24 protein-coding genes and 1 tRNA gene are annotated in these 20,473 nt (G+C 38.0%); 9 read left to right on the top strand and 16 right to left on the bottom strand.

Annotated elements, in window-relative coordinates; translation table 11 throughout:
• Nucleotides 1–203 precede the first annotated feature (203 nt).
• The 3 genes from DHD80_RS01290 to DHD80_RS01280 are packed head-to-tail and all read left to right on the top strand — an operon-like array spanning nucleotide 204 to nucleotide 2,583.
• The gene (locus DHD80_RS01290) at nucleotides 204–518 is read left to right on the top strand and encodes a DUF3467 domain-containing protein (protein WP_251739073.1); all 315 of its coding nucleotides are present in this window, start codon (nucleotides 204–206) and stop codon (nucleotides 516–518) included.
• Nucleotides 519–527: 9 nt separating this feature from the next.
• Nucleotides 528–1,544: a dipeptide epimerase gene (locus tag DHD80_RS01285; RefSeq protein WP_251739320.1), complete on the top strand. Its 1,017-nt coding sequence runs from the start codon at nucleotides 528–530 to the stop codon at nucleotides 1,542–1,544.
• A complete protein-coding gene (locus DHD80_RS01280; RefSeq protein ID WP_251739072.1) occupies nucleotides 1,537–2,583 on the top strand; it encodes an aminotransferase class I/II-fold pyridoxal phosphate-dependent enzyme in 1,047 nt (348 codons plus the stop codon). The genes DHD80_RS01285 and DHD80_RS01280 overlap by 8 nt, the downstream gene beginning before the upstream one ends.
• On the opposite strand, the gene DHD80_RS01275 is transcribed toward DHD80_RS01280, so the two are convergent.
• The 6 genes from DHD80_RS01275 to DHD80_RS01250 form a co-directional block, all read right to left on the bottom strand.
• The gene (locus tag DHD80_RS01275) at nucleotides 2,580–3,947 is read right to left on the bottom strand and encodes an amino acid carrier protein (protein WP_251739071.1); all 1,368 of its coding nucleotides are present in this window, start codon (nucleotides 3,945–3,947) and stop codon (nucleotides 2,580–2,582) included. The genes DHD80_RS01280 and DHD80_RS01275 overlap by 4 nt on opposite strands.
• 95 nt (nucleotides 3,948–4,042) lie before the next feature.
• Complete coding sequence (locus DHD80_RS01270; protein ID WP_251739070.1) at nucleotides 4,043–4,420, bottom strand: cupin domain-containing protein; 378 nt, start codon at nucleotides 4,418–4,420, stop codon at nucleotides 4,043–4,045.
• Nucleotides 4,421–4,442: 22 nt separating this feature from the next.
• Nucleotides 4,443–5,831 (bottom strand): FAD-binding protein, encoded by a 1,389-nt coding sequence (locus DHD80_RS01265; protein ID WP_251739069.1) that lies wholly within the window; start codon nucleotides 5,829–5,831, stop codon nucleotides 4,443–4,445.
• Nucleotides 5,832–5,853: 22 nt separating this feature from the next.
• Complete coding sequence (locus DHD80_RS01260; RefSeq protein WP_251739068.1) at nucleotides 5,854–6,243, bottom strand: group 1 truncated hemoglobin; 390 nt, start codon at nucleotides 6,241–6,243, stop codon at nucleotides 5,854–5,856.
• A gap of 147 nt (nucleotides 6,244–6,390) precedes the next feature.
• Nucleotides 6,391–7,488 (bottom strand): nickel-binding protein, encoded by a 1,098-nt coding sequence (locus DHD80_RS01255; protein WP_251739067.1) that lies wholly within the window; start codon nucleotides 7,486–7,488, stop codon nucleotides 6,391–6,393.
• A gap of 237 nt (nucleotides 7,489–7,725) precedes the next feature.
• The gene (locus tag DHD80_RS01250) at nucleotides 7,726–9,315 is read right to left on the bottom strand and encodes a peptide chain release factor 3 (protein ID WP_251739066.1); all 1,590 of its coding nucleotides are present in this window, start codon (nucleotides 9,313–9,315) and stop codon (nucleotides 7,726–7,728) included.
• Between the two features lie 336 nt (nucleotides 9,316–9,651).
• Between DHD80_RS01250 and idi the strand changes: the two genes are divergently transcribed.
• The 5 genes from idi to DHD80_RS01225 all read left to right on the top strand — a co-directional run bounded on the left by idi (nucleotide 9,652) and on the right by DHD80_RS01225 (nucleotide 11,446).
• Nucleotides 9,652–10,170 carry an isopentenyl-diphosphate Delta-isomerase gene (gene idi, locus DHD80_RS01245; protein WP_251739065.1) on the top strand — a complete coding sequence of 173 codons (519 nt, stop codon included), beginning with the start codon at nucleotides 9,652–9,654 and terminating at the stop codon, nucleotides 10,168–10,170.
• Nucleotides 10,167–10,577 carry a 6-carboxytetrahydropterin synthase gene (locus DHD80_RS01240; protein WP_251739064.1) on the top strand — a complete coding sequence of 137 codons (411 nt, stop codon included), beginning with the start codon at nucleotides 10,167–10,169 and terminating at the stop codon, nucleotides 10,575–10,577. The genes idi and DHD80_RS01240 overlap by 4 nt, the downstream gene beginning before the upstream one ends.
• Nucleotide 10,578: 1 nt before the next feature.
• A complete protein-coding gene (locus DHD80_RS01235; RefSeq protein ID WP_251739063.1) occupies nucleotides 10,579–11,031 on the top strand; it encodes a peroxiredoxin in 453 nt (150 codons plus the stop codon).
• A 66-nt stretch (nucleotides 11,032–11,097) separates the two neighbouring features.
• Nucleotides 11,098–11,364 (top strand): hypothetical protein, encoded by a 267-nt coding sequence (locus DHD80_RS01230; RefSeq protein WP_251739062.1) that lies wholly within the window; start codon nucleotides 11,098–11,100, stop codon nucleotides 11,362–11,364.
• 8 nt (nucleotides 11,365–11,372) lie between these two features.
• Nucleotides 11,373–11,446 (top strand) — tRNA-Thr (locus DHD80_RS01225).
• 39 nt (nucleotides 11,447–11,485) lie between these two features.
• Here DHD80_RS01225 and mqo read toward each other — a convergent pair.
• From mqo to DHD80_RS01185, 8 genes are all read right to left on the bottom strand, one after another.
• The gene (mqo, locus tag DHD80_RS01220) at nucleotides 11,486–12,982 is read right to left on the bottom strand and encodes a malate dehydrogenase (quinone) (RefSeq protein ID WP_251739061.1); all 1,497 of its coding nucleotides are present in this window, start codon (nucleotides 12,980–12,982) and stop codon (nucleotides 11,486–11,488) included.
• An 86-nt stretch (nucleotides 12,983–13,068) separates the two neighbouring features.
• Nucleotides 13,069–13,818, bottom strand: a complete 750-nt coding sequence (locus DHD80_RS01215; protein WP_251739060.1) for a DUF4369 domain-containing protein — start codon at nucleotides 13,816–13,818, stop codon at nucleotides 13,069–13,071.
• A gap of 53 nt (nucleotides 13,819–13,871) precedes the next feature.
• A complete protein-coding gene (locus DHD80_RS01210; protein ID WP_251739059.1) occupies nucleotides 13,872–15,140 on the bottom strand; it encodes a DUF819 family protein in 1,269 nt (422 codons plus the stop codon).
• A gap of 65 nt (nucleotides 15,141–15,205) precedes the next feature.
• Nucleotides 15,206–16,012, bottom strand: a complete 807-nt coding sequence (locus tag DHD80_RS01205; RefSeq protein ID WP_251739058.1) for an HAD family hydrolase — start codon at nucleotides 16,010–16,012, stop codon at nucleotides 15,206–15,208.
• The gene (locus tag DHD80_RS01200) at nucleotides 16,012–16,179 is read right to left on the bottom strand and encodes an Arc family DNA binding domain-containing protein (RefSeq protein WP_251739057.1); all 168 of its coding nucleotides are present in this window, start codon (nucleotides 16,177–16,179) and stop codon (nucleotides 16,012–16,014) included. The genes DHD80_RS01205 and DHD80_RS01200 overlap by 1 nt, the downstream gene beginning before the upstream one ends.
• A gap of 4 nt (nucleotides 16,180–16,183) precedes the next feature.
• Nucleotides 16,184–17,128, bottom strand: coding sequence for an alpha/beta hydrolase (locus DHD80_RS01195; RefSeq protein WP_251739056.1), 945 nt, complete (start codon nucleotides 17,126–17,128; stop codon nucleotides 16,184–16,186).
• Nucleotides 17,125–17,604: a hypothetical protein gene (locus DHD80_RS01190; RefSeq protein ID WP_251739055.1), complete on the bottom strand. Its 480-nt coding sequence runs from the start codon at nucleotides 17,602–17,604 to the stop codon at nucleotides 17,125–17,127. Before DHD80_RS01190 ends, DHD80_RS01195 begins: the two co-directional genes overlap by 4 nt.
• 1 nt (nucleotide 17,605) lies before the next feature.
• A complete protein-coding gene (locus DHD80_RS01185; RefSeq protein WP_251739054.1) occupies nucleotides 17,606–18,466 on the bottom strand; it encodes an SPFH domain-containing protein in 861 nt (286 codons plus the stop codon).
• Between the two features lie 106 nt (nucleotides 18,467–18,572).
• On the opposite strand from DHD80_RS01185, the gene DHD80_RS01180 reads away from it, so the two are divergent.
• Nucleotides 18,573–19,355: a S1/P1 nuclease gene (locus tag DHD80_RS01180; RefSeq protein WP_251739053.1), complete on the top strand. Its 783-nt coding sequence runs from the start codon at nucleotides 18,573–18,575 to the stop codon at nucleotides 19,353–19,355.
• On the opposite strand, the gene DHD80_RS01175 is transcribed toward DHD80_RS01180, so the two are convergent.
• Both DHD80_RS01175 and DHD80_RS01170 read right to left on the bottom strand, forming a co-directional pair.
• Entirely contained in the window at nucleotides 19,352–19,936 is a 585-nt protein-coding gene (locus tag DHD80_RS01175) for an alpha-ketoglutarate-dependent dioxygenase AlkB (RefSeq protein WP_251739052.1), read from the bottom strand. The two genes, DHD80_RS01180 and DHD80_RS01175, sit on opposite strands and share 4 nt — an antisense overlap.
• Before the next feature lie 3 nt (nucleotides 19,937–19,939).
• Entirely contained in the window at nucleotides 19,940–20,299 is a 360-nt protein-coding gene (locus DHD80_RS01170; protein ID WP_251739051.1) for a hypothetical protein, read from the bottom strand.
• Nucleotides 20,300–20,473: the final 174 nt, after the last annotated feature.

The raw sequence follows: 20,473 nt of genomic DNA, 5'->3' as shown, positions 1-20,473 counted from the left end.
GGCCTTTTTGTTTTTATAGCGATATTTGAGATATGAACAATTTTCTGAAACCTGTCTTATGAGTTAGTAGCTTGGGGAATTTCAGAAATTATCTTTTATACTATAAACGCAGGGGGCTGACTAAAGATTGGAGTCTCTAGTCACAGATTATATTTTTTATAAAAAGTATTAATCCTTAAATTGAAACGTAAAATTATTAAATAATGAGCGACGAGAAAAAACAGAATAAAGGCAAGATCAACATTGAATTAGATGATGTGGTAGCTGAAGGTATCTACTCCAATTTGGCAATTATCAACCATTCAGTTTCTGAATTTGTAGTTGATTTTGTGAATATAATGCCGGGAAGACCTAAGAGCAAAGTGAAGTCCAGGATCATTTTAACCCCTCAACATGCCAAAAGGCTATTAAAAGCTTTGGGCGATAATGTGCATAAGTTCGAGCAAGCTCACGGCGAAATAAAAGATTACGACAAAGCCCCGCTTCCTTTGAATTTTGGTCCAACCGGTCAGGCATAGGTTATGGGATTGCAGCTTGAAATTAAAAAATACGTACTCCAGTTAAAGCACACCTTTACTATATCCCGTGAATCCCACGATACACAGGATACTTTAATAGTTTGCCTAACCAGGGATGGCCATACCGGCTACGGGGAGTCTACGTCTAATCCTTATTATCGCATCACTTTAGAGAGTATGCAAAAGGAGATTGAAGCTATTCGACCGGAAATTGAAAAATTTCCTTTTGATAAGCCGGAAGAATTCCACCAATTTCTTCTAAAAAAAGGATTATCCAGTTTTGCTGTCTGTGCTCTGGATCTTGCTGCACATGACCTTTATGGTAAGTTGAAAGGTGAACCTCTCTATAAGATTTGGGGCACTTCTATTGAAAATTATCCTATCACCAACTTCACAATAGGTTTAGATAAAATTGAAGTTATGCTGGCTAAAATGAAGGAAAAACCATGGCCAATTTATAAGATCAAGCTCGGGACTAAGAATGATCTGGATCTTGTTTCTGAACTTCGGAAGCATACCAGTTCAGTGTTTAGGGTAGATGCCAATTGTGCCTGGGAGGTAGATCAAACCATAGCGTATTCAGAAAAACTGAAAGAATTAGGCGTGGAATTTATTGAGCAGCCCTTAGTAGCAAATGATCGAAGAGGTTTGAAAAAAGTAATGGAAAATTCTGCTTTACCAATTATAGCCGATGAAAGCTGTATTGTTGAGGAAGATGTTGAAAAATGTGCCGGGATTGTAGATGGAATTAATATCAAACTTACCAAATGTGGAGGTTTAACGCCAGCATTAAGAATGATTCGTAAAGCCAGAAATTACGATTTAAAAGTGATGGTTGGCTGTATGACTGAAAGTTCGGTGGGCATATCTGCAATTGCACAATTACTGCCCCAGTTAGATTATGTAGATATGGATGGAGCCATGCTCTTAAAAGAGGATATCGCCCATGGAGTCGTGATAAAGGACGATGCTAAAGTAATCTTTCCTAAACTTAATGGCAGCGGAATCACTTTGCTTCATGAATAATTATTTAGATCACTCGCCGGGTACCAAATTCAAAATAGAGGGTAGGGAAAATTTATATTTTGGCGGTACGTCTTATTTGGGCTTGCAGAACCATCCTCAATTTTTGCAAATATTGAAGGATAATATTAGTGTTTTAGGTTCCAATTTTGGTGCCTCGCGGAAAGCAAATATTCGCCTGAATGTCTACGAGGATTTTGAAGATCATATTTCACTTAAAAGTGGGAGCGAAGCTGCGGTAAGCTTTTCCTCAGGATTTTTGTCGGGATTGGTGCTCTCTATCTTTTTTGATGCCCCAAACTTTCAAAAGTTTTACGCACCTAACTCGCATCCAGCTCTACATTCCGGGCGCACGGTAAATGCCACTTCATACGGGCATCTAAAAAATGAAGTTGAATCTACTTTGGATAGGGAAAAATTTCAGCCGGTAATTTTTCTGGATACTATTGATTTTACCGGAAATAACTATCCCGATTTTACGGAACTTCAAGAATTACCACTTGATAAATGTATTCTGGTTGCAGATGATTCACATGGATTTGGGATCGTTGGTGAACATGGTTTTGGGAATTTTCAGAAATTAAAATCTTTAAATCCTAAAGAGCTCATTTTTTGCGGTTCGCTGGGAAAAGCACTGGCAACGCCTTGCGGAATAATCTTAGGAGACTCTGACCGAATCGAACAGATAAAAGCGACGGAATTGTTTGGTGGTGCCAGCCCGGCGTCCCCTGCTGCGCTAAAAACTCTTTTAATGGCTGAAGCGCTTATCAGAAAACAACGGGAAAAACTTCAGCGGAATATTGAAATTTTCAAGAACGAAATTACTAAAGATTTTGTGGCTGTTATGCTGAAAAATCATCCGGTTATAACGTACCATGATAGTCCACTTACGGCATTCCTCGCAAAAAACGCCATAATCACTACTAATTTCCATTATCCCAATGAAGATTCAGCATTAATCAGCAAAATTGTGATTTCTGCGGAGCATTCAGAAAATGAAATACATTCACTTACCAGTTTGATAAACCGCTTTTATTCCTAAAGGTGTTTTTTAAAATAAATTTTTGCTGCTTTCATGACTCTGGGTGCCATGATTAGGGTAGCGATCATGGTTGGGATTGCCATCAGGGCAAAAAATCCATCTATCAAATTCAGGATAAAACTTAATGACGTGGTTGCACCCAGTAAAATACTTATGATATAAAAGTAGTTATAATATTTTTTGTTTTTTGCCCCCATTAGGAAGGAGAGGCACTTCGTGCCGTAATAACTATAAGAAAAGAGGGAAGAAATACTGAATGCGAGAATACACAGAAGTAACAGATAATTTCCAATATAAGGAATCGCCTGATCGAATGCCGCAGCGGTTAAACTCACGCCATTTACATCTTCAGTTTGCCAAACATCGGTAACCAAAATAGCCATAGCGGTGAGGGTACAAACCACCAGGGTATCAATCGCAGGGCCCAGCATGGCAATTAAACCTTCGCGAATAGGCTCGGTAGTTTTACTGGCGCCGTGAGCCATCGTCGCTGTTCCAATCCCGGCTTCGTTTGAAAAGGCTCCTCTTCGAATTCCCAGTAAGATCAGTCCGCCCAATACACCTCCTAAAAGTGGTTCCCCTTTATAATTATTGGCCGCAAAAGCATCGGTAAAGATGAGTCCAAAATAATGCACCACCACATCTGAATTTACAAATAAGATGATCAAAACCGAAATGAAATATAGCGCGACCATTGCAGGCACTAATTTTGAAACCGTTTTACTAATGCGATCCAGTCCTCCAATGATCACTACCGTGGTGATAAGTGTAAGTACGATCCCGATAATCAAATTTGTTGTAAAACCGGTCTCAATATTATTTGGCTCTAACAAGATGAAATTTACCGCCTGGGTCAACTGGTTTACATTGAAAACCGGTAAAGCACCTACTAATCCCGCGATCGCAAAAAATGCTGCCAGGGGTTTCCATTTTTTCCCCAGGCCTTCAACTATGAAATACATCACCCCGCCCTGGAGCTTCCCTTCAGTATCCCTTCCGCGGTACATCACCGCAAGTGTATTTGTAAAGAATTTGGTGGCCATTCCCACAATAGCACTCACCCAAAGCCAGAAGATCGCACCGGGCCCTCCAATGGCAATGGCAACAGCCACACCGGCAATATTCCCCATTCCCACAGTAGAAGATAAGGCCGTAGAAAGCGCCTGAAAATGATTGATATCCCCGGGATCATCTGGGTTATTATATTTTCCCCTTAAAACTTCTACAGAATGGCCCAAATACCGAAAGGGCAAGAACCGGGAATAGATCAGTAGAAAGGTTCCACCTCCAATTAATAATATCACAAGAGGAATTCCCCAGACAAAAGAGGCAAATTCAGCAATAAACTGATCGATTTGATCCATAAATAAGCTTTGTCCCGAAAATACTAAATTTTATTAACGAGGCGCTTTGGGATCATCTTTGATTGTGAAATAATGAATTCTGCCCATATTATTTTTTAAGCTTTCATTTCAGCCATCTTTTGACCTACATGCGTGATTACCTCAGTATATTCTTTTGTGGGACTAAATTCTATAAATTTAATATTCTCCAGTACAATAGCCGTATGACCTGCAGGCCAGTAATAAAACTCTCCTGTACTTACGGTTTCATCTTGCCCATTGTCATATTTCAGCAATATTTTTCCTTCCAGTACGTAGCCCCAATGTGGACTATGACAACTGTTGTTGTTTAAACCCTTTAATAAGGGTGTGAAATCTGTCCCTTTAGGCAATTCGTTAAAACCCATGGTAATACCTCCACAGTCTGGAATTGCACGCATAATGCTCCCGGGAGCTTCCATAATAACTGAAAGGTCTTCTTTTCTAATTTTCATAATATTGGTTTTAAAATGTTAATTATTCAGGCACGATATTTTGATTGACCCTGAATAAATTATGCGGGTCAACCTGTTTTTTGATTTGGGCAAGACGCTTATAGTTGGATTTATAACTGGCCTTAACTCGTTCCTGCCCTTCTTCCATCATAAAATTGGAGTAAGCACCACCTGATGAATAGGGGTGTAAAGCTTCCCAATAATCTTTACACCATTGGGTGATTTTATCGGCATTTTCAGGATCCGGGTCTACTCCCACAATTACACCGGCATATTTTGCATCGCGGTAAGCCCATGGCGTTTCAGCATTCCCCACTCTCGCGGCCGCCCCACTAATAGGATATAAATGCATTTGGGAAAGCGGCGTAGGTATATTAGAACCAAACTTTAAATGTTGCTGTCTTATTTCCGGTCCTAAATCCTTAAAAAAGTCAGCGCGCCAGTACCATTGTAAGCCGGCCGGTAATAATCCATCGAATAAGGTCTGCAGCGTTGGATAGGGCATTTCGCCTAAATGTTCAAATATAGGATTCATGGCTAAAACAGGCTTAAAAACGTCTTTAGCCTTCTCCAGGTTACCGGTGTAGCACCAAACTATTCCACAGAATTGTTTATTATGTAAATGTTCAGGGAATGGAGGGCCTGGAATAATCATGGTTGCGATAAAGCCATTCAATCCATCTGGTGCCTTTTCAATAAAATCGTGGTACCATTCCATTATTTCATCAATTTTTTCAATAGGCCATAACGTAGGGCCGGCGAAAACATTTTTTACTTGATGCGCCTGAAATTTAAACGAGGTGACTACTCCAAAATTTCCACCTCCACCGCGAATGGCCCAAAACAAATCTTTATTTTGATTAGCGTTTACGGTTATAAAAGTTCCATCTGCCAGCACCATATCGGCTTCCAATAGATTATCTATGGTAAGGCCATATTTCCGGGATAAATAACCCACGCCACCACCAAGGGTTAATCCCCCAACTCCGGTAGTAGAAATAATGCCTGCGGGAACTGCAAGTCCAAAAGCATGAGTGGCATGGTCCACCTCTCCCCAAAGGTTTCCGCCACCAACCCTTACAGTGTCATTAGATGTATCCACGCGCACATATTTAATTCCCGAGAGATCGATTACCAGGCCGTCATCACATAAACCCAAGCCACCACCATTATGGCCTCCACCTCTAATTGCTACCAACAAATCATTTTCCCTGGCAAAATTTACGGAGGCAATAACATCTGCAACATCCAGACACAATACCAACATAGCCGGATGTTTGTTGATCATAGCATTGTAAATTTTCCTGGTCTCTTCATACTGCACATCATGGGGCAAAATTATTTTTCCTCTTAATCGCGCAGCGAAAATTTCGATTTTAGAGGAAAGAGGGTCCTGTATTTTAGAAGCCATAATATTTAATTTTAAAAATGAATTATTTAGAAATGATCATGCTTTTCAATGACCAAAGAATGGCAAGCACATCTTTTTTAGTATCGTCATTGAAGGACTGTTTATCAAGGGCAATAAAAATATCATCTATTACATGCATATATTCCGCTGGGCTAATGTTCATTCCCGTATGGGCAGTGACCATATCCTTACCAGAGTATGTCACGGGACCACCGCTACCGGCACTAAAAAAGTCAATAGTATGTTGCTTAATTTTGGCGAGTCGATCCGGTTCTTTTAAAAAAGGCAAAAACCTTGCATTGATAGCCGGATTTTTCATGTGAGCATCTACGGTATCCTCAACAAGCTTAGAAATACCTAATTTGCCTCCCAATCTTTCAAAAAGAGTAGTTTCAGTAAGTGTTGTTTCCATGACATCAGTATTTAGTTACCTACTAAAAGTAAGCAGCTATACTAACACATAATTCTACATTTAGTTCAAAGAATGCGATTATTAGCTCATTAGGTTAAGCTTGCGAAGTAATGTCTGGTAATAGAAGTTAAGTAGAGTATTTAATGATTAATGCTGATAAGATTTCAGATAATTAGAAGGAAGGATCCCGAAGGTATTCTGAAAACATTTTGAAAAATATGCCGGACTATTAAACCCAGTTTCAAACGCAATTTCTGAAATATTATCTATCCTTTTATTCAGGAGCTTAAGCGCATTGTTTAGCCTATAATCTTTAATGAAAGTATTGGGGGACTTCCCGGTTATTGCCACCATCTTTCTGTATAACTGTGATTTACTATAGCCTAAAATTTTGACATAGTCTGATGCACTTAAAGAAGTATTGCGCCATTCGCGCTCGGTATGGTCCATTAAGAGGTTTAGAAATTTTTCATCATTTGAATGCAGCACATTTATGTATTGCTTATCGATAGAAATATTCAAATTTTCGCTTTCATATAAATCCTTAACCTCTGCAGATAATACAATCCCACCTTTTACCACTGTGCACAAACGTTCGGCAGTTTTTATGGTATCTTCAAAAAGCCCTTCTTTTTCACTAACGGGAACGCCCCCACTTAAACCCATTTTTAATTGCGTATAAGGATGATCTTGAGTATTGATCACTGTATGAATTTCCAAAGCACATAATACCGCATTCGTAACCGAATCGAAGGAAATTAAAAAACAGTCATGTTTTTGTTTTACAAGCCTCCCTTTAAAATGATCTATGGTTTTAATAATGGAGCTGTTCTGTTTTTGAATTAACAGTTTTATATTCTTAAGATGGAGACTGTTTAATGGTAAATGCTTTATTCCCACTACCATGATGATTCTGTAGGCTGGATCATTTATAATATTTAAAGTTGTTTTTTGTGATTTTTTTGGATCTTCAATACGGCCCAAAAATGATTCTACTATCGCTCCATCCACCTCAATAATCTTGTGGGGAACTTCCCCATGTGCCTGGTCGTGCATGGCCTTAATCGCGGCCTGGTCTGGTGCTTCCACTAAACAAAAAGCCGTTTTTCGTTTATCGTCAAACCAATAGGTGAGGCCTTTACAGTTAAATTTATGCTGTATTTTTAAATCCTTTTGGTGTAAATCTGCAACAATTTCAGCAGTTACTTCTTTTGAAACATCATGACGATCCATGTAAATTGGCATGGCTTGAATTTTAGAGAATATTTTCTGTATGTGCTAATAAAGTATTTAGTGTAATCTTCTAAATTTTAGGGGGTTATATAAAAGTACTCTATTTTTTTGATATGGAAGTAACCGCTGGTTCAAAGTAGGGAAGTGCAGGTATAGTGAGCCCCTCCCAAAAAGAAATGGAATTTAGGCCACTCACATGAAAATTTGCCGTGGGAAGTATCAATAAATATTTTAACCTCTACAGAATTCTTAAAATTCGGAAGTATAATGAAATTTTAAAGATGGATATTTTTGCTGGGTCATTTGTAAAGAGAAAGGGGAATCTGCCAGAAAAACCAGTTGACCAGATTTATCCTTTGCCAGATATTTTGATTTTACCCTTTTGAACTCCTGGAATGCCTCACTTTTTGGATCATTGGGTTCTATCCAGGTTGCTTTGTGCACATTTAGGTTTTCATAGGTACATTTAGCGCCATATTCATGCTCCAATCTGTATTGAATTACTTCAAATTGCAGTGCCCCCACAGTTCCAATTACTTTTCTGCCATTTAATTCCAATGTAAAAAGCTGGGCTACACCTTCATCCATCAATTGGTCGATACCTTTTTCCAGTTGTTTGGATTTCATGGGATCGGCATTATTGATATATCGAAAATGTTCCGGAGAGAAACTGGGAATTCCTCTATAATTTAAATTTTCACCTTCGGTTAGAGTATCACCAATCTTAAAATTCCCTGTATCATGTAAACCCACAATATCACCTGGATAGGAGACGTCAACCACTTCTTTCTTTTCAGCAAAAAAAGCATTGGGCGAAGAGAATTTCATATTCTTGTTATGCCGCACATGCAGGTAGTTTTTATTCCTTTCAAACTTTCCTGAGACGATTTTTATAAAGGCAAGACGGTCGCGATGCTTGGGATCCATATTGGCATGGATTTTAAAGACAAATCCGGTAAAATCTTTTTCTTCCGGTTTCACCAGTCTGGTATCACTTTCCTTTGGTCTTGGCGGGGGCGCAATTGTAATAAAGCAATCCAGTAATTCCCGAACTCCGAAGTTATTTAAAGCCGAACCAAAAAATACAGGTTGTAATTTACCGTCCAGGTAATCCTGTCTTTCAAATTCTGGATAGACACCCTGCGCAAGTTCTAATTCTTCCCTTAAGGTATTCGCAGATTTTTCACCAATAAGTTGATCGAGATCCTGGTCATCCAAATCATCGATCTCGACAGTTTCTTCAATATCTTTCCGGGGATCTCCGGTAAACAGGTTTACATTTTTCTCCCAGATGTTATAAATACCTTTAAAATCATAACCCATTCCAATAGGAAAGCTAAGCGGGGTCACGGTTAAATTTAGTTTTTGTTCGATTTCATCAAGTAATTCAAAAGCATCTTTTCCTTCACGATCCAGTTTATTGATAAATACGATCATGGGAATGTTCCGCATACGGCAAACTTCCACAAGTTTTTCAGTTTGTTCCTCCACACCTTTGGCAACATCTATCACTACTATAACACTATCTACGGCAGTGAGGGTTCTAAAGGTATCTTCAGCAAAATCCTTGTGACCGGGAGTATCAAGAATGTTGATTTTGATGTCTTTGTATTCAAAAGCAAGTACCGATGTAGCTACGGAAATTCCACGTTGCCGCTCAATTTCCATAAAGTCAGATGTGGCCCCTTTCTTTATTTTATTTGATTTTACGGCCCCGGCTTCCTGGATCGCGCCACCAAATAATAAAAGTTTTTCAGTTAAGGTAGTTTTTCCCGCATCTGGGTGTGAGATAATCCCGAAGGTCCTTCGTTTATTAATCTCCTTTTGATACTGCTTCATATGAGTTCTTTGCAGCCGCAAAAATAAGATTATTTTGAGGAAAAAACATTATGTTTTCAAGGGATTGCAGATCTTTGATAGGAAGCTTTCTTCTTTTCAAATTAGGGTAAAAAAAAGATGGAATCCCCTAATTCCATCTCTTTCTTTTCATAGCAAAGTTCCCCAACTATTACTGTAAATACTTACGAAGCTAAGTTCAAGTTGGTTTTAAAATTTTTAGAGTTTAACATTTGCTAAAATTGGGGCATGCTAAAAAATCGTTCTATATTTCGGAAAAATGGCTTATTATTGATGCTTACTGTTTTTAAGCTTGTAATTTTGCGTTAAAGAAAAAGAATGAAAGAGGAAAAGGTTATTTTGGTGAATGAGAAAGATGAGCAAATTGGTCTTATGGAAAAGATCGAGGCTCATCAAAAGGCGTTGCTACACAGGGCGTTTTCAGTTTTTGTTTTCAATAACCAAAATGAATTGATGATCCAGAGACGGGCCATGTCTAAATATCATTCACCAGGATTGTGGACCAATACCTGTTGCAGCCATCAAAGGGAAAATGAGTCTAATGTGGAGGCGGGCATGAGACGATTAGAAGAGGAGATGGGCTTTACAACCCCTCTTAAGGATTCAATTTCTTTTATATATAAAGCACCGTTTGATAATGGTTTAACCGAACATGAATTTGATCATATCCTTATTGGAAATTTTGACGGCGTACCCAATCTAAATCCTGAAGAGGTAGAGGACTGGAAATGGGTGGGGCTGGAAGAAATTAAAACAGATATGCAAAAGCATCCTGGAATTTATACAGAATGGTTTAAAATCATTTTTCAGAAATATTATTCCCACATAAACCCATGAAAGTAACTGTCCATAGAAAAGCCCATTTTAATGCTGCCCATCGATTATTTCGTAAAGAATGGACTGATGAGGAAAATCTTGAAATTTTCGGGAAATGCAGCAATCCTAATTTTCATGGCCATAATTATGAATTGGTGGTATCAGTCACCGGAGAAATTGATGAAAAAACAGGTTTTGTCATGGATCTGAAGGTATTAAAAAACCTTATTTATGAAGAAGTTGAACAGGCTTTTGATCATAAAAATTTAAATGTTGAGGTTCCGGAATTTTCAAATTTAAATCCCACTGCAGAAAATATAGCGGTAATAATTTGGAATAAATTAAAACCAAAGATCAAAAGCGAACATGAACTGGAAGTAACCCTATATGAAACCCCAAGGAATTTTGTAAGTTATAAAGGTGCATAATATGAAAATAGGGGAGAAGGTGCCGGCAATCTGTTTAAATGATGAATCTGGAAAACAATTTTGCCTGCAGAAATTCATGGGAAAAGAAGCCCTGGTCATTTATTTTTATCCAAAAGATTTCACCCCGGGATGTACCAAAGAAGCCTGTAATTTTCGGGATAGTTATGAAGGTTTCCAAAATTTAGGAGCTGAAGTGATTGGGATAAGTTCAGATTCTGAAGCTTCACATTCCAAATTCAAGGAGCGATATAAATTGCCCTATATTTTACTGGCAGATCCTAAGAAAAAGGCCAGGAATGCTTTTGATGTAAAATCGAGTTTATTAGGTTTATTGCCCGGTCGGGAAACCTTTGTTTTCGATAAAAGTGGAATTTTAATTCATAAATTCCATAGCAGGGATTCTTCCATCCATATGCCGAAAGCACTCAAGATCTTAAAAAATATTTCAGCTTAATTTTCTGAAAGAATTACAATATTATATAAAAAAATAGATTAAATTCGCAGCCGAAATTTAAGACAAATGGCAAGTAAAAGATTATTAAAAAGAGATGTGAATTATGTAATGGGAGACATCATTGATGCTGCTTACATTCACCAAATGGCACATCCAAAAGAAGATGCGGCGAAGAGTGAAGCTATCGTTGACGAGGCGATTAAGGAATATGATGAATTGATCTCACGCATTAATAAAAAAGATGTGGATAATAAAAAATCACATTTTAAATCTATTGAAAAGGATCTTGAAACTAAAGCGAATGCTTTAGTAGAAAAGGTAAATGCACTATAATTTCAAAGGCCGATGTAGCTCAGCTGGCTAGAGCAGCTGATTTGTAATCAGCAGGTCGTGGGTTCGAGTCCCTCTATCGGCTCAAGATGAAAACTTCTCTTTTTGGGAAGTTTTTTATTTCCTAATGTGAAGCATCCAGTTCTAATGTTTCCGAATTTTCTGCCTGTACTTTTCTGAATTCTGCTTCAAAATCCTGTATATCCCGATTCCAAAAAGGGATCATGCTTTTTAGCTTTTCCTGATATTTTTCAGTTTTAACCCTTTCAGGAAAGGCGATTTTTATTACTTCCAACATAATATGCACGGCCGTTGATGCACCGGGTGAAGCGCCTAATAAAGCGGTGATTTTTCCATCCTTGCTATGCACCACATCGGTTCCAAATTCCAGGAGGCCACCTTCTTCCCTGTCTCTTTTGATAATTTGAACCCGTTGCCCGGCAATCTTCAATTCCCAATCTTCCGCTTTGGCATGTTTTACAAATACCCGTAAATCTTCCATTCGGTCCTCATGGGTCATGGTCACCTGTTGCATCAAATATTTCGTCAAGGGTAAATTATGCCAGAAAACGCCCCATATAGAGGGAATATTATCAAGTTTTATTGATTTTGGAAGATCTAAAATCGATCCTTCTTTTAAAAATTTGGTACTGAAACCTGCAAAGGGTCCAAATAACAATTCTTTTTTTTCTTTGATATAACGGGCATCTAAATGGGGAATAGACATTGGCGGCGCATCTATTCCGGCTTTACTATATACTTTTGCATGATGTTGATCTATAACTTTCCGGTTTTTACAAAAAAGCCATTGCCCGCTCACCGGAAAACCTCCATAACCCTCTTTCTCCTTAATTTCTACTTTTTGTAATAAAGGCAGGGCTCCACCACCGGCTCCAATAAATACATGTTCTGCATCGTAATACGTCTTATCACCGGTCTTTAAGTTTTTGACTTCTACTGTCCAGTCTTCGGGACCATCAGGATCTATATCCAGTACTTCATGTTCAGTTAGGATTGGTACTTTAAAATTGACTTCTAAAATGTGATATAACTGTTTGGTTAAACTGCCAAAATTGACACCGGTGCCCATTTCCATCCTGGTCGCAGCCATAATTTCATCTTCACTGCGCCCTTCCATAATTAACGGAAACCATTCTGCAAGGATTTTATGATCTTCAGAATATTTCATACTATCAAACATGAATAAATCGCTCATGGCTTCAAACCTCTTCTTCAGGAAATCTACATCTTCTTTCCCGCGAACCCAGGCGTGATGTGGAATGGAATGAATAAAACTCTTGGGATCTTCAATTAGTTTTTGATGTACCAGATGTGACCAGAATTGTTTTGACTTTTCAAATTGCTGAAATATTTCGATTGGTTTTGAAATATCTACCTTGCCCTGTTCATCCTGCGGGGTATAATTTAATTCACAAAAAGCTGAATGGCCTGTTCCTGCATTGTTCCACGCTTTTGTGCTTTCCTGGGAAACTTTTTCCAGCCTTTCAAAAATAATAATTTGTATTTCGGGATCTACTAATTTTAGGATGAGGGCAAGACTTGCACTCATGATTCCGCCGCCTACGCATATAAGATCGTAATCGCGATTGGTACTGTTCATAATAACTGTTTTCTCAAAATTAAAGCTTTGAGAAATCAATTAAAGCCAAGAAAATATTAAGAATTGATGAGTGCTTTTGAAAAAAATTAAGATTGTTCGTCCTGAGATTGATCTTCAACTTTTTTATCTAGTTTTTCCAGTTTACGGCGTTCTTTCAGAAAAGATTTTAGCTCTTTGCCGTATTTGGATTTTCTCACTTTAGGATTGAGTGATTTATAGATCGTGTCCAGGTACTTGATATTTGCATCGAATACTTCAGAAAGCGCCAAATATGGCGCGATTTCATGATCTTTATTAGTTACCGCGAAGTTTACGGTGTAAAGATATTTTCTGCGAAGCAGGCGATCATATTTTTGATCAATTTCTATTAACTGTTCATCATTTTCAGCCTTTTCAGCTTCAAAACTCGCTTTGATCAAATCCAGGTTTTGGTCATTAAACCTGCGAATAACCTTTCTATATTCTTCCAGTTTTTGGTGGTTGACAGAACCTTTAATATCAGCCTGGGTTTCAAATTTCTCCAGAGAACTATAAATGGTTACATTCCCGGTATCGGCAAAAAACTCAATCCTATCGTCATAAAGGTTATTATCTACCTTATCCAGAAATAAATACATGATCTGCGGACTTTCCAGATAAGTTTCCAACATAAAATTGGCATCGCCATTCACCACCATAGAATCAAGGTTTACCAAAGAAGTATCCTCTATCTTCTGTAAATAAAGCGTTCCTTTCTTTAAACCTTTAATTTCCCCACTAACGGTAAGGTTGCTTTCTTTTTCTGAACATGCCACAAGGCTAATTAAGAATGCTAGGAAAAGAACTGGTTTTTTCATTTTAGTGAGCTGCTTTTTGAGAGCGCAAATATCTTATAATTTTCTGTTTTAAACTAACCGGCTGCGGCTAATTGCATCAAAATTGTACAAAGAATTGCGCCGTAGGTACCTACAACATAACCAAAAACTGCCAGTAAAACCCCAACGGTGGCAAGTGAGGGATGGAAAGCTGCTGCTACTACCGGGGCAGATGCTGCCCCGCCAACATTTGCCTGGCTGCCAACGGCAAGGAAGAAATAGGGGGCTTTTATCAATTTTGCCACAACGATTAATACAATTACATGAATGAGAATCCAAATGAATCCAATTCCCAATAATCCGGGATTTTCAAAAATTTTACCAAGATCCATTTTCATTCCAATGGTAGCAACCAGGATATAAATAAAAATGCTTCCAAGCTTGCTGGCTCCTGCACCTTCATAAGTTTTAAATTTAGTAAATGAGAAAATGATACCAATCGCGGTTGCAATGGTGATCATCCAGAAAAACTGGGAAGAAAATGAAGAAAGAGCACTTTTACCTTCACTAAAAATTTTAAAATTTGCGATAAGATATTCTGAAATATTATCGGCTCCAAAATGGGCAATTCCTACCGCTCCGAAGGCAAGCCCAAACATGATCATATAATCTGGTAAGGTGGGGTTTCTTACCACACTATCAGCATAAGTACTCACTTTTACTTTTAGTTCTTCAATCGCTGAATTATCAGCTTTTAACCATTTGTCTATAGCTTCACTTTTACCAATTCCCATCAGGATGATCGCCATCCATACATTGGCAATAACAATATCTACCAGTACCATTCCGCCGTATAATTCCGGATTGTATTCATAAATTTCAAGCATGGCTGCCTGGTTTGCACCTCCGCCTATCCAGCTCCCGGCGATGGTGGAGAGTCCGCGCCAAATAGCATCTGGTCCTATACCGCCAAGGGTTTCCGGAGAAATTATAGACATTATTAATATGGCAATAGGACCTCCAAGGATAATTCCCATAGTTCCGGCAAAGAACATGATCAAAGCTTTTGGGCCCAGGTTGAAAATAGCTTTTAGGTCGATACTTAAGGTCATTAGAACCAAAGCGGCGGGAAGAAGATACCTGCTGGCCATAAAATATAACTGGGAAGTTGAATCATCGATCCAGTTGAGAGAATTGAAAATTGCCGGAATTAGATAGCACATGAGAAGTGCCGGCACTACAGCATAGAATTTTTTCCAAAAACCGCCTTCTTTGGAAGAAGTATAAAACACAAAGCCAAGTGCGATCATTAAAAGACCAAACACAATGGCGTCATTGGTAAAATAGGTAGTAGTTTCTTCCATAGAGCTTTTTGATATGGCTGGCAAAATACAATTTTTATGTAATTAGCCGCTTAAATGGAGGAAGTCTATAATTTTAATAACTGTACTATGGTGCTGGCTACTCCATCTTCTTTGCCGGAAGCAACAACCCGATGCGCGACTTCCAGAACTTCAGGTTTTGCATTTCCTACCGCCACGCCCATTCCCACGCCTTGGAGCATCTCAACATCATTATAATTATCACCGAAAGCCACCGACTGTTCCAAAGGAATGTTGAAATGGTTTTTCAAAAGAAATTCTACTGCCGTTAATTTGGAAATTTTTTTAGGGGCAATTTCTATATACGTAGGTTTTGATCTATAGAGGTGGAGGTCATCAGGAAATTTTTCTTCTAAATACTTATAGATCTTTTCCACGCTTTCTTCCTCACCCATGGCCATAATTTTATGGATCCCTTTAGATTCTTTGTCCCAAAGTTTATACACATCCATATTCGATTTCATTTCCGGTTGAACTTTCGTGTTATTGATTTCTCTTTGCGCCCAAAAATCATCACTAGGCACATACCATTCATCATCATGGAAAAGACTTAAATGAACCTGATGGTTTGCATTGAATTGTATAAGCTCTTCCAGAATGTTGATTGGAATTACGGTAGAATGAACTGTTTTATTATCTACTTTAATTAAACCTCCATTGTAACTTATAAACGGTAAATGTAAAATTCCCAGTGATTCCTGAAGATGCCTCATGGCTGCAGGCATGCGTGAAGAGATCAAAATAAAAGGAACTTCCTGAGGGAGTTTTTTTATCGTTTGGATGGTAAAATTGGATAATTCTCTATCGGCATTTAATAAGGTGCCGTCTATATCTGAAAAGATGATCTTAAACATTATTCGGATTTTTGGGATTTGGGTTGTCTTTTCGCATCTTTTAAAGCCTTGTTTAGCATCCACTCGATTTGACCATTGGTACTCCTGAATTCATCAGAAGCCCATTTTTCGATAGCTTTCAGCATATCTTCGTCAACCCTTAAGGCAAATGCTTTTTTCTTCCCCATAATATTATTCCATGCTTTTCACAAAAGTGGAAATGGTTTCAACTAATTGCGGATGGATCTCGCGATTAGGCTCATTATAGCTTTTTGTATTGGTGAGGGCATCATGGCTTTGAATACTTCGGAAAACATGGTTCATGTCCTCTAAAATTACTAATTGGGATTCTGGATTTGCTTTCTTCAGCATTTCTGCCTGGTTTACATCCACCTGAATATCTGAAGTGCCGTTGATAATTAATATGGGCATATCCAGTTCTTTGATTTCTTCTGAAGGATCATACTGGATCCAACTGTATAAATAAGGTTGAACGCTTGGTCTAAAAACCGATTCCAGCATAGGGTCATAATTGGCCACTTTTCCTTCAGCTTTTAAAATATCCAAAGCTGCACGTGTTTTTTCCCCAAACTCCGGGGACATTTTGGAAATTTGTTCCGTTAAGATATTATCGATAGGTTCCCCGGCACCGGCAAGAGAGATAAAGGCATCGGCCTCTTTTTTTGCAGCCAGCATTCCTATTAAAGAACCTTCGCTATGACCGGCAATAATGAGCTGGTCAAAATCTGAATTTTCATCAAAATAGCTAATGATATCTTCCACATCTTTTATAAAATCTTCAAACTTTAAATCAGATTCTTTTAGCTTTAATTCATTCATTTTGAAAATGCGTTTATCAAATCTAAAAGAGGCAATGCCATCTTCAGCAAGTTCACGGGCAATTTTTTTCATCCCGTCGTTATTCCCCATAGGCTGATTTCCATCCCGATTGGTAGGCCCCGAACCCTGAACGAATATTATTAGTGAAGTAGCTTCAGCATCGGCAGGGGTGGTTAAGGTCCCATCGGTGAACTGATTGATGCTAATTTCCTCTTCGGAATAGTTGAGTTCTTCCTGAGCTATTAGAGAATAACTCATAAGTAGTAAAGCTAAGATGTAGCTTTTTGTATGTTTCATATTTCTGAATTTTTTGTATATCTGGCTATAACTTTTTTCGCGTCTTCAGGTTGGTGAGTGCCAATCAAAAAACGTTCTCCCTTTTTCGATACAATTTGAATCCCCTCATCCCCAGAGGTATTATAAGCTGATGCTTTTCCAAAACCTCTAATTCCCCAGCCGCCATATTCCCTAACCGGGGCATATTTTCGTACATATACTTTTTCCATTTCTGCCCAGGAATACTTTCTTGTAAATATAAAAGCTGGGGAAAATGCTGCGGTGATTCCTTTTTGATCGATTCTTGTTTCTAATTTGGCTACGATAAACAAAAAACAAACCAATAAAATAACTACAAATCCGAACACGGTTTCCCCAACGCCAGAACCTGCTGTGTAATTTCTATAAAGCGCTATTGCGGAACCAATTAACAATACCCCGAGTAAAAGCTTGATCCACCACTGATCGAATTTCTGTATTTCTTTAAAAACTCTCACGCTAGTGGTTTAAAGTTCCAGCATTGATAACCGGCGCAGCATCCCGGTCACTACATAATACTACCATTAAATTACTGACCATAGCGGCTTTTCTTTCATCATCAAGGTCTATGACATTCTTTCTGCGGAGATCTTCCAGGGCCATTTCCACCATACTTACGGCACCCTCCACAATTTTGTGACGGGCAGCAACAATGGCAGTAGCCTGTTGTCTTTTCAACATGGCGCTGGCAATTTCATTGGCATAGGCTAAATAGCCAATCCTCGCTTCCAGGACTTCAATACCTGCAATATTCAAACGTTCTTCCAGTTCTTTTTCAAGTGCTTCGCTTACTTCATTCACACTCGACCTTAAAGTGATATCCTCATCTAAACCTTCATCGGCAAAATTATCATAAGGGTAAAGACTTGCCAGTTTACGTACGGCGGCATCAGTTTGGACTACGACAAAGTTTTCGAAATTATCCACATCAAAGGAAGCTTTATAGGTATCCATAACCCTCCAGACTAAAATGGTGCTGATCATCACTGGATTTCCCAGTTTGTCATTCACCTTTAGCCGTTCACTATCGAAGTTTCTTGCTCGCAGCGAAATTTTCTTTTTAGTGTAAAAAGGATTTACCCAGAATAATCCATTTTTTTTTACAGTTCCATGATAATCACCAAAAAGTAAAAGCACCCTGCTTTCGTTTGGGTTTACCAGGATTAAACCGGGGGCAAGAAGGATGGCCAAAAATGTTAAACCTAATGCCCAGGTATAATCCAGAGTAGCGAAAATTATTATTCCTCCAAATAATAAGATTATAATTAAGAACAACATAATGTAGCCGTTTACTGGTTTGGTTAGTTTTTCGAGTGTCATAATTGTATGATATTAAAATGATATCATAAATATATGATATTAAATTATATAAACCCTCTATTAAATTAACTTTTTTAGTTTGCTATCTTTGCCAAAAATTTATCTCATGAAATTGTTTCCAATTATTTCCTTTATTCTAATGCTAAGTTTTTCAGTAAATGCTGCGGAAGGTAACTGGGGTAAAACCGGTCATAGAACCACTGCAGAAATTGCCCAAAATCATTTAAATAAAAAAACTTCGAAAGCCATTGATGATCTTTTAGATGGATTTAGCCTGGCGTTCACGGCAAATTATGCAGATGATATTAAAAGCGATCCTGCCTATAGAAAATATGGGCCATGGCATTATGTGAATATCGACCCGGATGCAAAAGAATATACTTTGGAAGAGGCCAGTGAAAGTGGGGATCTTGTCCAGGCGATCAACAAGTGTAAAGAGGTATTAAAAGACAGGAATGCTTCTAAAGAGGAAAAACAATTTTATTTAAAAATGTTGGTGCATTTCGTAGGTGATCTACATCAGCCTTTTCATGTGGGGCATGCTTCAGATAAAGGAGGAAATGATGTACAGGTGCGCTGGTTTAATGAGGGATCTAATATTCACCGGGTTTGGGATAGCGAAATGATCAACTTTTACCAGATGAGTTACACAGAACTTGCTGATAATACCAAAGCAATTACCGAACAGGAGATTAAGAACATTCAAAAAGGGAAATTGCTGGATTGGGTTTATGAGTCTCGCGGCATTGCCGAAAAATTATATGGCGGTGTAAAAATCGGGGATAAGCTGGGTTATGAATATATGTATAATAATATGGGACTGGTTTTAGATCAATTACAGAAGGGTGGCTTAAGACTTGCCAAAATCCTGAATGACATATATTCTTAGTATATTTTTCTGAAAGTTAGATTAATCCTTTCATCAATATCTTTCCTTGTTTTTGGAATTTGATGTTTATAATAATGTTGGGTTTCGCCCTTCATGAGCAATAAACTGCCATTTTTTAAAAGAATTTTCTTTTTAAGATTTGAATCATATTTATGTTTAAGATGGAACCAGCGTTCGCCTCCAAAACTAATGGAAGCAATTTCAGGGTTTTCACCTAATTCTTTTTCATCATCTGAATGCCAGCCCATACTATCCTGGCCATTTCGGTAAAGGTTTGCCAGGCAGGTGGTGAATTTAGTATCGCTAAATAGTTCTACAGCTTTTTTTATTTTCAACAATTCTTCAGTCCACTCCAGAGGTTGCATCGTTAACCCGGAATAGGTATACTCTTTTTCTGAATCGCCATATAATGCAGTTAATCGAGGTTGCAGGATTTTTTTTCCGAATAGTTTGATTTCATCCTGCTGCCACTTAAGTGAAGATTTTAATTCTTTAAAATAGTCATTTGCTACAGTTTTGAAAAAAAAACCTGGAATATAGACCAGATCAGCATTTGGTAATTTTATATCTTCAACTTCCACTTCTCAATATTTTAAATAAAACCATGCCCAGCCTATTAAAATAAATTGCAGGGGTAAACGTAACCAAAGAATCCATTTGGGCAATCCTGCCGCAGCCTTTTCCGAAGAAAGCATATAAAAATGGACCAATAGAAAAAGCAGGAGCATTAAAATTATTCCGTAAATGGCTACATTTTTTGTCTGAGAAAACAGAAGGGCAATTCCTAAAATAATCTCTGCGGCCCCGCTTAGTAAGACCAGGAATTTATGGGCCGGCAGATACCTTGGCATGATGCGCAAATACATTTTTGGTTTAATAAAATGCATTATTCCGGCAATTATATACATAATGCTCATGAGATAAAGATGCCAGGGATATTGCATAATTTCCATTTTTTCAAAGTTAACATTAATGCCAGGATTAGGAGAAATTATGAATTGAGAAACAATAAATGTTGTATAATTATCTAAAATAAAGTATTTTCACATTGCCCAAAAATCTATAAATACTGCCTGCGTTTGAAAAAAGTATACTTTTTTACTTTAATGGTGTGCTTT

The sequence above is a fragment of the Gramella sp. AN32 genome (assembly GCF_023718305.1).
Taxonomy (GTDB): domain Bacteria; phylum Bacteroidota; class Bacteroidia; order Flavobacteriales; family Flavobacteriaceae; genus Christiangramia; species Christiangramia antarctica.
This window is presented reverse-complemented; position numbering and strand designations above follow the sequence as displayed.

Coding starts and splice junctions, on each gene's coding strand:
- DHD80_RS01290 (WP_251739073.1), top strand. CDS start 204: ATGAGCGACGAGAAAAAACAGAATAAAGGCAAGATCAACATTGAATTA.
- DHD80_RS01280 (WP_251739072.1), top strand. CDS start 1,537: ATGAATAATTATTTAGATCACTCGCCGGGTACCAAATTCAAAATAGAG.
- DHD80_RS01275 (WP_251739071.1), bottom strand. CDS start 3,947: ATGGATCAAATCGATCAGTTTATTGCTGAATTTGCCTCTTTTGTCTGG.
- DHD80_RS01270 (WP_251739070.1), bottom strand. CDS start 4,420: ATGAAAATTAGAAAAGAAGACCTTTCAGTTATTATGGAAGCTCCCGGG.
- DHD80_RS01265 (WP_251739069.1), bottom strand. CDS start 5,831: ATGGCTTCTAAAATACAGGACCCTCTTTCCTCTAAAATCGAAATTTTC.
- DHD80_RS01260 (WP_251739068.1), bottom strand. CDS start 6,243: ATGGAAACAACACTTACTGAAACTACTCTTTTTGAAAGATTGGGAGGC.
- DHD80_RS01255 (WP_251739067.1), bottom strand. CDS start 7,488: ATGCCAATTTACATGGATCGTCATGATGTTTCAAAAGAAGTAACTGCT.
- DHD80_RS01250 (WP_251739066.1), bottom strand. CDS start 9,315: ATGAAGCAGTATCAAAAGGAGATTAATAAACGAAGGACCTTCGGGATT.
- idi (WP_251739065.1), top strand. CDS start 9,652: ATGAAAGAGGAAAAGGTTATTTTGGTGAATGAGAAAGATGAGCAAATT.
- DHD80_RS01240 (WP_251739064.1), top strand. CDS start 10,167: ATGAAAGTAACTGTCCATAGAAAAGCCCATTTTAATGCTGCCCATCGA.
- DHD80_RS01235 (WP_251739063.1), top strand. CDS start 10,579: ATGAAAATAGGGGAGAAGGTGCCGGCAATCTGTTTAAATGATGAATCT.
- DHD80_RS01230 (WP_251739062.1), top strand. CDS start 11,098: ATGGCAAGTAAAAGATTATTAAAAAGAGATGTGAATTATGTAATGGGA.
- mqo (WP_251739061.1), bottom strand. CDS start 12,982: ATGAACAGTACCAATCGCGATTACGATCTTATATGCGTAGGCGGCGGA.
- DHD80_RS01215 (WP_251739060.1), bottom strand. CDS start 13,818: ATGAAAAAACCAGTTCTTTTCCTAGCATTCTTAATTAGCCTTGTGGCA.
- DHD80_RS01210 (WP_251739059.1), bottom strand. CDS start 15,140: ATGGAAGAAACTACTACCTATTTTACCAATGACGCCATTGTGTTTGGT.
- DHD80_RS01205 (WP_251739058.1), bottom strand. CDS start 16,012: ATGTTTAAGATCATCTTTTCAGATATAGACGGCACCTTATTAAATGCC.
- DHD80_RS01200 (WP_251739057.1), bottom strand. CDS start 16,179: ATGGGGAAGAAAAAAGCATTTGCCTTAAGGGTTGACGAAGATATGCTG.
- DHD80_RS01195 (WP_251739056.1), bottom strand. CDS start 17,128: ATGAAACATACAAAAAGCTACATCTTAGCTTTACTACTTATGAGTTAT.
- DHD80_RS01185 (WP_251739054.1), bottom strand. CDS start 18,466: ATGACACTCGAAAAACTAACCAAACCAGTAAACGGCTACATTATGTTG.
- DHD80_RS01180 (WP_251739053.1), top strand. CDS start 18,573: ATGAAATTGTTTCCAATTATTTCCTTTATTCTAATGCTAAGTTTTTCA.
- DHD80_RS01170 (WP_251739051.1), bottom strand. CDS start 20,299: ATGCAATATCCCTGGCATCTTTATCTCATGAGCATTATGTATATAATT.